The 12,539-nt window shown below is 63.4% G+C and carries 10 protein-coding genes; 5 read left to right on the forward strand and 5 right to left on the reverse strand.

The window, feature by feature from the left end:
- Positions 1–3: 3 nt before the first annotated feature.
- Positions 4–1,569, reverse strand: a complete 1,566-nt coding sequence (locus MAIT1_RS12930; RefSeq protein ID WP_158089479.1) for a B12-binding domain-containing radical SAM protein — start codon at positions 1,567–1,569, stop codon at positions 4–6.
- 407 nt (positions 1,570–1,976) lie between these two features.
- Between MAIT1_RS12930 and MAIT1_RS12935 the strand changes: the two genes are divergently transcribed.
- Entirely contained in the window at positions 1,977–3,731 is a 1,755-nt protein-coding gene (locus tag MAIT1_RS12935) for a caspase family protein (RefSeq protein ID WP_085442914.1), read from the forward strand.
- 465 nt (positions 3,732–4,196) lie between these two features.
- On the opposite strand, the gene MAIT1_RS12940 is transcribed toward MAIT1_RS12935, so the two are convergent.
- The 3 genes from MAIT1_RS12940 to MAIT1_RS12950 all read right to left on the reverse strand — a co-directional run bounded on the left by MAIT1_RS12940 (position 4,197) and on the right by MAIT1_RS12950 (position 7,974).
- Entirely contained in the window at positions 4,197–5,162 is a 966-nt protein-coding gene (locus MAIT1_RS12940) for a glycoside hydrolase family protein (protein WP_085442915.1), read from the reverse strand.
- A gap of 238 nt (positions 5,163–5,400) precedes the next feature.
- Positions 5,401–7,218, reverse strand: a complete 1,818-nt coding sequence (gene asnB / locus MAIT1_RS12945; protein ID WP_085442916.1) for an asparagine synthase (glutamine-hydrolyzing) — start codon at positions 7,216–7,218, stop codon at positions 5,401–5,403.
- 27 nt (positions 7,219–7,245) lie between these two features.
- Positions 7,246–7,974 (reverse strand): SDR family NAD(P)-dependent oxidoreductase, encoded by a 729-nt coding sequence (locus tag MAIT1_RS12950; protein ID WP_085442917.1) that lies wholly within the window; start codon positions 7,972–7,974, stop codon positions 7,246–7,248.
- Between the two features lie 67 nt (positions 7,975–8,041).
- Between MAIT1_RS12950 and miaA the strand changes: the two genes are divergently transcribed.
- The 3 genes from miaA to hflX all read left to right on the forward strand — a co-directional run bounded on the left by miaA (position 8,042) and on the right by hflX (position 10,885).
- Entirely contained in the window at positions 8,042–8,947 is a 906-nt protein-coding gene (gene miaA, locus MAIT1_RS12955; RefSeq protein ID WP_158089480.1) for a tRNA (adenosine(37)-N6)-dimethylallyltransferase MiaA, read from the forward strand.
- Between the two features lie 250 nt (positions 8,948–9,197).
- Positions 9,198–9,485 carry an RNA chaperone Hfq gene (gene hfq, locus MAIT1_RS12960; RefSeq protein WP_085442919.1) on the forward strand — a complete coding sequence of 96 codons (288 nt, stop codon included), beginning with the start codon at positions 9,198–9,200 and terminating at the stop codon, positions 9,483–9,485.
- Between the two features lie 98 nt (positions 9,486–9,583).
- Positions 9,584–10,885, forward strand: a complete 1,302-nt coding sequence (hflX, locus tag MAIT1_RS12965) for a GTPase HflX (protein WP_085442920.1) — start codon at positions 9,584–9,586, stop codon at positions 10,883–10,885.
- An 11-nt stretch (positions 10,886–10,896) separates the two neighbouring features.
- On the opposite strand, the gene MAIT1_RS12970 is transcribed toward hflX, so the two are convergent.
- Positions 10,897–11,514 carry a hypothetical protein gene (locus MAIT1_RS12970; RefSeq protein ID WP_143814830.1) on the reverse strand — a complete coding sequence of 206 codons (618 nt, stop codon included), beginning with the start codon at positions 11,512–11,514 and terminating at the stop codon, positions 10,897–10,899.
- Positions 11,515–11,727: 213 nt separating this feature from the next.
- On the opposite strand from MAIT1_RS12970, the gene MAIT1_RS12975 reads away from it, so the two are divergent.
- Positions 11,728–12,168: an SEL1-like repeat protein gene (locus MAIT1_RS12975; protein ID WP_085442922.1), complete on the forward strand. Its 441-nt coding sequence runs from the start codon at positions 11,728–11,730 to the stop codon at positions 12,166–12,168.
- Positions 12,169–12,539 lie beyond the last annotated feature (371 nt).

Here is a 12,539-nt window from a genome sequence, read left to right on the forward strand (position 1 = left end):
GGTCTAACGCGGCAGGAGCTTCATCACCAGGCGTTTACTCGCCAGCACCAGATTCTTCAGCTTGATCTCAAAGCAGTAGTCGAAATACTGCTTCTCAAAGCGCCACTTGGCGATGGGGTGATAGAGAGTGAAGGCGAAGCGCAGCAGCTTGGAGCCGCCGAACTTGTAGATCACGTGGGGGCTGTGGAAGTAGGAGACGAAGCTGATCGCCTCCAACCTGCTGCGCAACTCGGGGGAGGTCCAGTTGCGGTAGAGGTTCATCCAGCCGTCGAAGTCCATGTAGGCCCACTCTTCCAGCGACTGCGGCTCATGGAACCCCTGCGCCACCGCATCCTGGTACTGCGGCGTGCCCACAATGGGCAGGAAGGTGAAGAAGATCGTATAGGCGTTGGGGTTCTCCCGCTCCAACTGCAACGCCATGCGCACCGAGTCCATCATCTCCTCCTCGCTTTCGCCGGGGAAGCCGATGATGAAGCTGTATTTGACCTTGATATCCACCTGCGCCAGACGGCGATTGACCTCCACCACCTGTTCCAGGGTTTCGCCCTTGTTGAGGCTCTCGAACACCCGCGGATTGCCCGACTCCACGCCCATGTCCAGACCGTAGCAACCGGCGTCCAGCAGCAGTTGGTACTCGTGATCCTCCAGTTTGTAGAGGATGTCGCTGCGCAGGCCGATGGTGGCCCACTGCACGTCGCGCTTGTATTGGGACAGACCCTGGAGAATCTCCACAAAACGCTTTTTCGAGCCTGGGAAGTAGTCGTCCTGGAACGCGATCATGCGCACATTGTGCTCACGGTAGAGGTAATCCACCTTATCGAGCACCGCTTTGGGGCTGTAGCCGCGCCACTTGCCCAGATTGATGGCCGGGTCCGAGCAGAATTTGCAGCGATAGGGGCAGCCGCGCGAGGTGTTGAGGGTGGCGGATTTGCGCCCGTCGCCGGTGTAGAGAACCTCGTAACGCTGCACGTCGATGAGGTGATAGGGCAGCGGCGGCAGACTGTCCAGATCGCGGATGATGTCCGAGGAGCCGTTGCGGCGGGTGAAGGTGTAGCTCTGGCCGCTGCGGGTCTGTTTGATCTCCAGTTGTCCGGCGTTGGAGATGGGTTGCAGCGCGCCTTTGACCTTGTAGACCAACCCGCGCAGATCATGGGGGCTGCGGCCATCGCGCAGATGCTCGAACAGCTCGCAGAAGACGAACTCGCCATCGCCCACAACCACGTAGTCGATGGCCGGATGCTCCGCAGTCTGCTCCGGCAATAGCGTGGGGTGTACGCCGCCCCAGCAGACGGGGAGTTGCGGGTATCTCTCTTTGATGTGCTTGCTGACGTTGAGTGCGTGGAGAATCTGCCGTCCGGTGATCACCGTCAAGCCGACGAGTTTGGTCTCCGGGCCGATGGCGTGGTCCAACTCCTGTTCGAAGTCAGCGCTCAGGCGTTGGTCGATGATGCGGACGTCATAGCCTCGGGCGGCGGGCACGGAGGCCACGGCGAGCAGGGATTCGGGAATCCGCATGGACATCTCGTCCCAGTCGCCGCTGATGGTCTGAATCAAGATTATTTCGGCCATCGACAATCGCCTTTGCCGCGCACGGTGGTCGCTGGGCGGCTTTCTCATCAACAGAGGCGAGCGCCCCGATTGGCGGGCGCGCGCCCTGCGTAACGATTAAAAGTGAAATTTTACCGGATCTTGCACAGAAACAGGAAGGTGTTCTGCGCGCTTTTCCCGCGTTTGCCGTCACGATTGTAGAGACTTCGAGGCCTCAACGCCATTGGGCGGGCCGATTCCTCACCGAGAAATTAGAGCGGCGGGGGGCGGTAACGTTCGATTGCGACTGGATGAAAGATCATGAGCCGCAGTTTATTGCACCTGGCGTGGCGCTTGACAGCAGGGCGCTGTTTCACGGCATAGTGCATTGGAATTGCGAGGCTGTTTGGATTATTGCTGATGCGATAGAGGGTATTGGAGCGGCGATCATGACGGCAGGTTTGAGCGGAGTGTGGGGCCATTGGATGCGCATCGTAGTCGCTGCGGCGCTGGTTGCGCTGGGCGGCTGCGCCAGCGATGGCGCGCCGGGAGCTTCCAGCGGACAGGCGCGTGGCATCATCCCGACGCCGTTCGATGGCGCGCAAGTTGATTACTTCCATTCGCCAGTCGCCTACCCGCTGGCGGTGCGGGTGTTGCCCGCCAAATCGGCGGCGCCCGTGTTGATCAACTACAATGGCGATACCCTCAGCAACCCCTATCCCGGGGTGCAGTACGACTACCAACAATCCCTGGTTCGCAACGCCCTGCCTACACTGCAACGCTATTTCCAGGCTCAACCGGAGGGCAAACAGCCGTTGCCGACGCTGGAGCTGCAACTGAGCGAGCTGGACGCCTACTTCAAGATCGCCAAAGTTAAAGCGGCGTTTTACGGCACATTGATCAAAGTGGGGTTGAAGCTGGAGGCCAAACTGCGCGCTCCCGATGGGCGGGTGATCGATGCCTTCAGCGTGGAGCGGGGCGTCAATCATAAGCCGGAGATGGACATCATGCCGCCGGTGCTGCCCAAGGCGGACCAGCCTCTGCCCCAGGCGCTCAATGCGGTGGTGGCGTGGCTGTTTGAGTCGCCGCGCATCATGGCTGCGCTCTCCACCCCGCCGGGGATGTGGGGGCGGGCGGCGGGCTCCAGCGCGGCGCTGGAGACGCATTTACAGAGCCGGGAGTCGGCGTTGCGGGAGCAGGTGGCGCAGCTCAAACAGCAAGTGAGCCAGCAGCAGGCGGCGGCGCAACAGCAGGCGGAGTTGGAGGCCTCTCGACAGGCCGAGCTGCAAGCGCAGATGAGGGAGCAGGTGCGGCAGGCGCTGGCCCGTGAGCGCGCCGAACTGCGCGCCAAGCTGGAGACGGAGGCGCAGGCGCGGCGCGCCCAGGAGGCGCAAGCCAAAGCGCAGGCCGAGGCGCAGCGCCAGCAGGCGGCGCAACTGGCGGCGCAACAGGCGAAACAGCGGCAGGAAGCGAAACGGCAGGCGATGCTGCGGAGTTTGGGCCGCTATCACGCTTTGGTAATCGGCATCAACGACTACCAGCAGGGGCTCAGTCCGTTGCGCACCGCCGTGGGCGATGCCCAGGCGGTGGCCGAGGAGCTGAAATCCAGCTATGGCTATGACGTGCAAACTCTGCTCAACGCCACCCGCAGCGACATCGTGCGCGCCCTGACCGCCTACCGCAAAACCCTCACCAAGCAGGACAATCTGCTCATCTACTATGCCGGACATGGCTGGCTCGACAAGGCCGGAGATGAGGGCTATTGGCTACCCAGCGACGCCGGACGCGAAGACCCCACCAACTGGATCTCCAACGCCTTCCTCACCAGCGTGCTCAAAGCCCTTCAGGCCAAGCATGTGATGGTGGTGGCCGACTCCTGCTTCTCCGGCAAGTTGGTGCGCGGAGTGCGTATTGAGCAGAAGGCGCCCGACTATCTGCAACGTTTGGCCAACAAGCGCGCGCGGGTGGTGCTGGCCGCCGGCGGGCTGGAGCCGGTGCTGGACGCTGGCGGTAAAGGGGGCCATTCGGTGTTCGCCAGCGCCTTCCTGGAGGCGTTACGCCGTAACGAAAGCGTGATGGAGGGGAGCGCCCTGTTTACCGCCATCCGACGCCCTGTGGCGCTCAATGCCGATCAAACCCCCGAGTACGCCGATATTCGCAAAGCGGGCCACGATGGCGGCGATTTTCTGTTCGTGAAGCGGTGAAGCCCCACTGAGAAACTTTTGGAAGATATAGTCGCTTGAATCCAGAATGACACAAATCCAAAGATCTCAATGTTTGCGTGACGTTGGTTCAGATTGCGCTGACTATGAGACAAATTTCCAGAGGAAATTTGTCGGGATTCTTAAGGGTCTGTGACCCTTAAGCGGGTGTGGGCGGAGCCCACGGTGTGGTTGTTGATCTTGGGGAGCTCGAGGGCGCAGCCCTCGATATCTTCCAGCGCCCATATGTTCACTTTTGAATGCTAGCGACTATAGAAGATGTTGGGGCTTCGCCCCAAACCCCGGCCGGGCTCTGCCCGGCGCCCGCCAGGGCTTTGCCCTGGACCCACGGGGCGCCGCCCTCGACCCGCTGGGGGCGCGGCCCCCAGGCCCCGGAAAATCGCGCCAATAAATGTCGCGATTTTCCCCCTGTCTCGTTTTGCGTCTCGCATGCGATTTTTGTGCATCTCAAATTTTGTCGAGAGCCCTGTTCAGTTTTGCCAGCAGTGCTTCCACATAGGCGATGCGGTTCTCATTGGCTGGGCTGCGGCCTGAATACCACAGCTTCATCACGTCGTTCTCAATGATCAAGGCCGAGCGGTAGAGGGTCTGCGCCGCCCACTCCGGGGCGTCATAGGGGGTGAGCAGAGGCCGTTTGGGACCGCGCCACGCGCGTCCATCGGCGCTCTCCAACAGATACAGCGCATAGGGGCCGCCGCCGGGCGGTTGCGCCTGGGCGATCATCCACCACGTCTGCCGTTGCGGGTTCCAGGCAACGTCAATATGTGACGGCAAACAGCGCGGCGCCAGCGGCCAATGCAGCGGCTCGAAGGCGCTCCAGTCTGTTCCGTCTTGTGACGTCGCCAACTCGATCTGCAATCCCGCATCAATATTCACATTCCACATGCGCCACACCCCATCGCGATAGTCCAGCGCCGGAGAGCGCAGGGTGTGATAGGGGGCGGTCAGAACGGTTTCCGGCGCGCTCCAGTGGATGCGGTCCGCCGAGCAAATGCGCATCAGCCGCTGCTGCGCGCCGCGAATGGTGTGCAGGTAGTAGAGCCAGAGTTCGCCGGTATCCGGGTGACGCAGCATATCCGGGTCGGCGTGAAAGCCGCCCTCAGCGGGCGGCGTGAGGGGGTCTGGGGCGCCGTTCGGCAGTTTCCAGGTGATTCCATCATGGCTGACCAAAATGGCGGGATGTTCCAAAGATTCATCCAGATAGGGGTATGGCGTTAACGTCATTGTGTAACGGTAGCCGAGCCAGCCGTGGGGGCCGTGGTCGATGACGTCGGGGTGGGTGGCCTGGCCACTGCCGTCGAAGGTGGGGGTGGCGATGGGCGCGCGAGCGTGGGCGATGAGCGAGCCGGGGTGGCGCAGGCGATCAAAACGGCGCTGGAGCAGGCGCAAGGCGGCATGAAGGCGCCAATGCATTAAAAGGGTCCCCTATGAGAAGCATTCATGAGTGATCCAAGTATCAAGAGAGCACAAAAGCAAAGGTGGAAAAGGCGGACATTTATGGCCGGCTTTTCCGGGGTCTGGGGTCCGCGACCCCAGCGGGTGCAGGGCGGCGCCCTGCCGGGTCGAGGGCGGCGCCCTCGTGGGTCCAGGGCAAAGCCCTGGCGGGGTTTGGGGCGGAGCCCCGATATCTTTAAGCATTCCGAGAAAAATCTCAGTCGCGAAGGTTATGCTCCGCCCACAGGGTCAAACCATACAACACTTCCAGGCGCGCCTCATGGTAGGGCATGCCGGGGCGGATGAGCCGTTGCCAGATGGGACTCCACAGACCGTTGCGCACCCAGTAGCCGTCGGCGATGCGCTGGGTCATGGCGGGGATGTCGCGCTGCACGGCGGCGCGATTGCTGAACCCCTGCTTGAAATAGTCCTGCTCCAGATTCGGCAGCCGGGTGGCCAGATAGTCGCGCAACACGCCCTTGGCGCGCGACTCCTCGTCATCGGTGACGGCGCGGGTGAGGCCCCATTCGACAACGCGCTTATCCAACAGCGGCACCCGCGCCTCCAGGCCGAAGGCCATGCTGGCGCGATCGGCCTTGGTGAGGACGTGATCGCTGCAGAAGGTCATCAGATCCACCCGCTGCAGGGCGCGGCGCAGGGGTAGGTCGGGTGAAAACCAGCGCGCCATAGGGGCGAGCATGGCCTCGTCGTCAAAGCGTTGCCCCATGGGCGCCAGGAGGGCTTCAACCTCTTCCGGCAGAAAACGGGGGAACTGTCGCATGGCGTGACGGTGTAACGCCGAGTGGCGGCTGAATTGGGCCATGGCGGCGTGGGTTGCGCGGGGGGATTCCGCGCGCTTGACCAGCGTTTCCAGGGCGCGGCGCATCAATGTGCCGCGCCGCCTGGGCAGACGCAAATCGCGATACCAAGCGTAGCCGCCGAAGACCTCATCGCCGCCATCACCGCTCAGAGCCACCTTATACGAGCGCGCCACAACGCGACTGAGTCGGAACATGGGCAGATGCGCCGAATAGCCGGAGGGTTCATCCAGGGAGCGCCACACCTCATTGCGCAGTTCTGGCACATCGACGCCGGGCAGCGGCACGCGCTGGAAGGGCATGCCCAGCGCCTGGGCGGCGGCTTGTGCGCGCGGCGCTTCGTCGCGGGGGGATTCGGGAAAGCTGACGCCAAAGGCGGTGAGGGGATGGCCCAGTTCGGCCAGGCCAGCGGCGACGCTATTGGAGTCAAGCCCCCCCGAGAGCAGCATCGCAAGGGGCGTATCGGCTTGCAGATGATCCTGGAGCACCTGATGAAACAGCGGAACCCAGGCTTGTTGGGTGGCGGGCTGATCATCCAGGGCGTTGGGGGGCGTCCAATAGCGCACTTCGCGCGCGCCTTCGTTGGTGCTCCAACTCAAGCAGGCGCCGGGCTCCAGCTTGCGCACGCCGCGCCAGATGGAGAGCGGGGCCGGGACTGATCCGGTGGTGAGCACATACCCCAGCGCCAAGGAGTCGATTGGCGGCGCTTGCAAGGTCAGCGGAACAATCGCCTTGGCTTCGGAGGCAAAGGCCACGCCACTGCCGATGCGCCGCCAGAACAGCGGTTTGATGCCTATCGCGTCGCGCGCGGCCAGGGCGCGCTGCTTCTCGGCGTCCCACAGCACAAAGGCGAACATGCCTTCAAGGCGCTTCACGCAGGCGTCGCCCCACTCGGCATAGGCGTGCAGAATCGCCTCATTGTCACTGTGGGAGAGGAATCGATGGCCGCGTCGCGTCAACTCCGCGCGCAGAGCCGGGGCGTTGTAGATCTCGCCATTGGCGGTGAGCCACAAGGTTCCGGCGGCGTTGCGCAGCGGCTGGTTGCCATCCGGGGTGAGATCGACGATGGCCAGACGTCGATGCCCCAGCCACACGCGCCCATCCTCGGAGCGCCACTGTCCGGCGTGGTTTGGTCCACGCGCGGCCAGCGTCTGTAACGCCCGCGCCTGGGAGGCGGGGTCGCCCTCTGACCCGATCTGTGCAACGATGCCGCACATGGGCTCAACTCCGGGCCGGGGCAGGGGTCATGGCGCGCGCCAATCCATCCAGTCGCGCGCTTTGAGGTGTTGGCCGCGCTCCTTGGAGTGCTCGGACGCCAAATAGAGGAACACCGGCGCAATCTGTTCGGCGGAGGGGATCGACTCGGGATCCTCGCCGGGGAAGGCCGCCGCGCGCATGGCGGTGGCGGTGCCGCCGGGATTGACCGTGTTCATGCGGATGGCGGTTTTTTGCAACTCGCCGGCCCAGGTCTCGGTGAGATTGGCCAGCGCCGCTTTGGAGGCGGCGTAAGCGCCCCAGTAGGCGCGGCCCGCAAACGCCACCGTCGACACCACATTGATCACCGCCGCATTGTCGCTCTGCGCCAGCAGCGGCATCAATTCGCGGGTCAAGAAAAACGGCGCGGTGAGATTGACCCGCATCACCTGCTCCCATTTGACCGGATCATACGCCGCCAGGGGCGTCATCACCCCCAATTGACCGGCGTTGTTGACCAGGATGTCCAGTTTGCCATACCGTTCATGCACGCCTTTGACCAGTTGCGGCACGGCGCCCAGTTCGTTTTCCAGATCCACCGGCGCGATGCTGGCGCTGCCGCCCGCTGCGGTGATGGCGTCAAACGCGGTCTCAAGTTTGCTCTGATCACGGCCCAATAGCAGCACCGTCGCGCCCTCGCGGGCGTAAGCCTTGGCCACGGCCAAACCGATTCCCGAACCCGCCCCGGTCACCAGGGCGATGCGATCCTGCAACAGCATGACGACTCCTTTGCCTGAAACTGCTTCCTCAGAGACTCCGTCGCCGCGCCGCCCGGTGATCTTCGTCATGGGGCCCACCGCCTCGGGCAAGACCGGCTTGGCCCTGACCTTGGCGCAGCAACTGAATGGACAGATCGTAAACGCCGATTCGGTGCAGGTCTACCGCCGACTCACCATCGGCGCAGCCAAACCCACCACCGCTGAACGCGCCGCCGTACCCCACCATCTGATTGACGTGGCGGAACCGGACGATCCGTTCAGCGTGGGACGCTATCGCGACGCCGCCGTGGAAATCATCGACGCGCTGCACGCCCAGGGGGTGTTGCCGCTGCTGGTGGGGGGCACCAATCTGTGGTTGCGCGCGCTGGAGCAGGGCATCGCCGACATGCCCGAAGTCCCCGCCGCCATTCGTGATGACCTGATGCAGCAGGTGTGGGGCGACGGTCTGGCGCCGCTGTATGCGCGCCTGCAGCAGGTGGATCCCGAATGGGCCGCCCACGTCACCCCGGGCGACACCCAGCGCATTGTGCGCGCATTGAGCGTGTTCGACGCCAGCGGCGTCCCGCTCAGTCAGTGGATCGCCCAACAGCAGGCGGAACCGTGCCCCTACGCCATTCTCAAGCTGGCGCCCATCTGGCCCCGCGAGGTTCTCTATGCGCGCATCAATCAGCGTTTTGATCAGATGATGGAAGAGGGGTTCCTGGCCGAGTGCGCGGAGCTGGCCGCCGCCGGTTACGACCGCAATCTGCCCGCCCTCAAAGCGGTGGGGTATCGGCAACTGCTGGCCCACGTGGATGGCGCGGTGGATCTGGCCACGGCGGTGGAGGATGGCAAGCGGGAGTCGCGGCGCTACGCCAAGCGGCAATCCACCTGGCTGGCGCGGGAGCCGGAATTGCACCGGCTGGAGCCGCAAACCGCCGCGGCCGAGGCGTTGAAATTGGCCCGCGCCTTTCTGGCCGATCACCCGCTGTGAGTCGCCGGGAATTTGGGCAAATTGCGCATTTGCCCGCCCAATACCATCACTTTTCGGAAAAATCGACAAAAAAACGCGGATCTGTGCGTTTTATCGCTTGAGTTCCCCCCTCGGATTTCCGTAAATAGCTACTGTTGGCAGGTTTTTTAGTTTACGCCGAGGCGCGCATTTCAGGTCCCGCCCGGCGCTGCGGCGCCGCCGACTTTTTTTCGGCGCCACCACGATACTGCGTTTGAAGGAGCCATCAGCCATGGGAAGCCATGCCGGGCATAACGTGCAGGACCCATTTCTCAATACCCTGCGTCGCGAAAAAGTGCCGGTGACCGTGTTTCTGGTCAACGGAATCAAGTTGCAGGGGGTCATCACCTCCTTCGACAACTACTGCTTGCTGCTCAAGAACAGCGTCACTCAGTTGGTGTTCAAGCACGCCATCTCCACCGTGATGCCGTCGCGCAATATCCACACGGGCGATGAGCACCACCGTGATGAGCGTCCTGCGCCGCGCAGCGAGAGCAGCGCGCCCAAGGATAAGGAATAAGCGCCGCGTGAGAGCCTGTTTGACGCTCCCTCTGCACGTTTCTCAACAGGCTTTGAGATACACGCTGCGTACGCCGCGCTCGATCAACGGGAGCCGCGGTGTTTGAGACCCACGTTGAGCCGGACCGCGCTCTGCTGGTCCAGGCCATCATCGGCGGCGAGGATGCCGATCGCGCCGCCCGACTGGCTGAAGAGCTGCATCATCTTGCCGAGGGCGCCGGGTTGATCCCGGCGTCCTCCGCCCTGTTCCCCCTCAAGCAGATCCATCCCGGGCTCTATTTTGGTCAAGGCCGCGTGCAGGAGTTGGCGGATGAAGTCGCCGAACTCAACATCGACGTGGTGGTGGTCAATCACGCCCTCTCGCCGGTGCAGCAGCGCAACCTGGAAAACGCCTTCAAAGCCAAGGTGGTGGATCGCACCGGCCTGATACTGGAGATCTTCGCCGCGCGCGCGCGCACCAAAGAGGGGCGCATGCAGGTGGAGTTGGCCTCGCTGATGTATCAGCAGTCGCGGTTGGTGCGCACCTGGACCCACTTGGAGCGTCAGCGCGGCGGCGTGGGTCTGCGCGGCGGCCCCGGCGAAACCCAGATCGAGGTGGACCGTCGCCTGATCCGCAAGCGCATCGACCGCCTCAAGTTGGACCTCAAGGACGTTGAGCGCACCCGTGCCCTGCAACGCAAACCCCGTCGCGACGCGCCGCTGTTCACCGCCGCCCTGGTGGGCTACACCAACGCCGGAAAATCCACCCTATTCAACAAACTGGCGGGCTCCCAGGTCTACGCCCAGGATCAGCTCTTCGCCACCCTCGACCCCACGGTGCGGGTGGTGCAGTTGCCCAATGGCGGACGCATGGCGCTCTCCGACACAGTGGGTTTTGTGCGTGAACTGCCCCACCAGTTGGTGGCGGCGTTCCGCGCCACCTTGGAAGAGGTGCTGGAGGCGGACCTCTTGCTGCATGTGGTGGATCTCTCCGACCCCGAATGGGCCGAGCAGCAGCAGGCGGTGATGGATGTGCTGGAGGAGCTCAATGCGCACCAAAAGCCGCAGATGATCCTCTATAACAAGGTCGATGCGCTGGAGCGGGAGGACCCCCTCATTGAGCGGGTGGGACGGCGCGAGCGCTGTCTGCCCATCTCCGCCATCAGCGGGGCGGGGCTGGATCATCTGTTCGATGCGCTGCAGACGGAGATCGCCAGCGGCTGGCGCGACTATCTGGTGCGGCTGCCCGCCCACTGCGGCTCGATTCTGGCCAAACTGCATCGCGACGGCGAAGTGCGCGCCATTGAGGAGGATGGGGCCGATCTGCGCGTCACCGTCTCCCTCTCCGAGGCCGAGCATGGTCGCCTGTTGGAGGCGATCAAGCGGGAAAATACAGCGGTTTCCGTGCGCGATCTGACCTGACTGCGCGGCGTCTACTCTGCTTCTTCCTCTTCGAATTTGCGTCCTTTGGCGCCCTGATTCCACGCCCCCCACATCAGCGCAGGCAGCGCAATCAACCACCCCAGCCAGCCCCACAGCGTGGTGCGCGTATCCAGCCGCTTCTCCAACAGGGTGATGCGCTGCTCCAGTTGCGCGGTGCGATCTGCGGACGCTTTTGGCGCGGTCATGTTGGTCGCGGCGTCGGCTTGCGCCCCACTCTTCTCTGATGGCGCAGGCGACGCCTCAGCAGTGGGCGTGGACGCCGTCGTTTCGGGCGTTGGCGCGGCGCTGGCGGGGATCTCCAGGCTGCTTTCTGCGCGCTGCCCGTCGCGGTTGCTGGCGACGATATGATGGACGCCGCCCACGCTGATCTTGTGCCAGAATTCGCCGCCCTGATCGGTCGTTGTGCGGCCCAACTCCTTGCCGTCCGGCCCGAAAATCTGAATGTTCACGCTGGGGGCCATGTGGCCGTTCTCGTAGGAGGCCACGCCGCTGATGTAGGCTTCGTCCAACTGCGTCTCCAGCAGCAGCGCCGGGGGCGGCTGTGCAGTGACGGCGGTGGGCGTGAGCAGGCACAACAGGGCCAATAGCAGCGTGCGGAAAGATCCCATGGAGCGGGTTCCTTTGGCGTGAGTCTGGGGATTGACGATGGCATTGAGTTTATGGGCGATGGCCTGGGATGTCATGGCGTTATTGGGAAAATCGGTTGGGGCGGCTTGATCTGCGTCATTTCTCTGCCTGCTGGCGTCGACTATACTGAGCCGATACGCTTTAAAATGGGCGCGATTGCGTCGATATTCCGACTTTAAGAGGGGAAGGCGGAGATGACTTTTTTGGCCAATTGGAAACGACTGGGCGTGACGGCGGTGGTGGCGATGGGGTTGGGCTTGGCCACCTCTGCCGGGGCGACGCCGACGGCGGGCGGCGATGTGGAGGGGATGCTCAAGGCGGCGGGGGAGGCGATGGCGCAATCCGACTATCCTGTGGCTCTGCGTCAGTTCGCCATGGCTGCCGAGAGCGGTTCGGCGCGTGGGCAGGCGGGGTTGGCGATTCTGTTTGCGGCGGGCCATGGGGTGGATCGCAACCCGCTGCAGGCCTACAAGTGGATATTGGTGGCGGAGACTACGGCGAAGACGCAGCGGCCTGGGATGGTGGAGAAGATCGCCTCGTTCAAGAAAGACATCGGAGCGCAGTTGGATGATGTGCAGCGGGTGCGCGGCGAGGAGTTGGCCAAGGAGTATCTGACCGAAAAGGGTTGGAAATAAGGCCAAGCAACGATGAGCGCGCAGGATGGCGAGCCGGTACGAACTGGCAAGCCCTGCGCGAAAGCGTGTGGTCCAAGAGGTCCAGGAGGCTGGCCTCCTGGCGGGTCGAGGGCGGCGCCCTCGTGGGGTCTGGGGCGAAGCCCCAGTCTCTCAACTGTTCAAAGAGTGATTTCAGAGCGCCGAGGAGCGCGCAGGACAATTGGCCAAGTCAAAATTGGCAAGCCCTGCGCGAAAGCGTGTGGTCCAAGAGGTCCAGGAGGCTGGCCTCCTGGTGGGTCCAGGGCAACGCCCTGGCGGGTGTCGGGCGGCGCCCGACCGGGGTTTGGGGCAGCGCCCCAATATCTTTTAGCATCCACAACTTAGGCAGTCAG

It is taken from the genome of Magnetofaba australis IT-1, assembly GCF_002109495.1.
Classification (GTDB): domain Bacteria; phylum Pseudomonadota; class Magnetococcia; order Magnetococcales; family Magnetococcaceae; genus Magnetofaba; species Magnetofaba australis.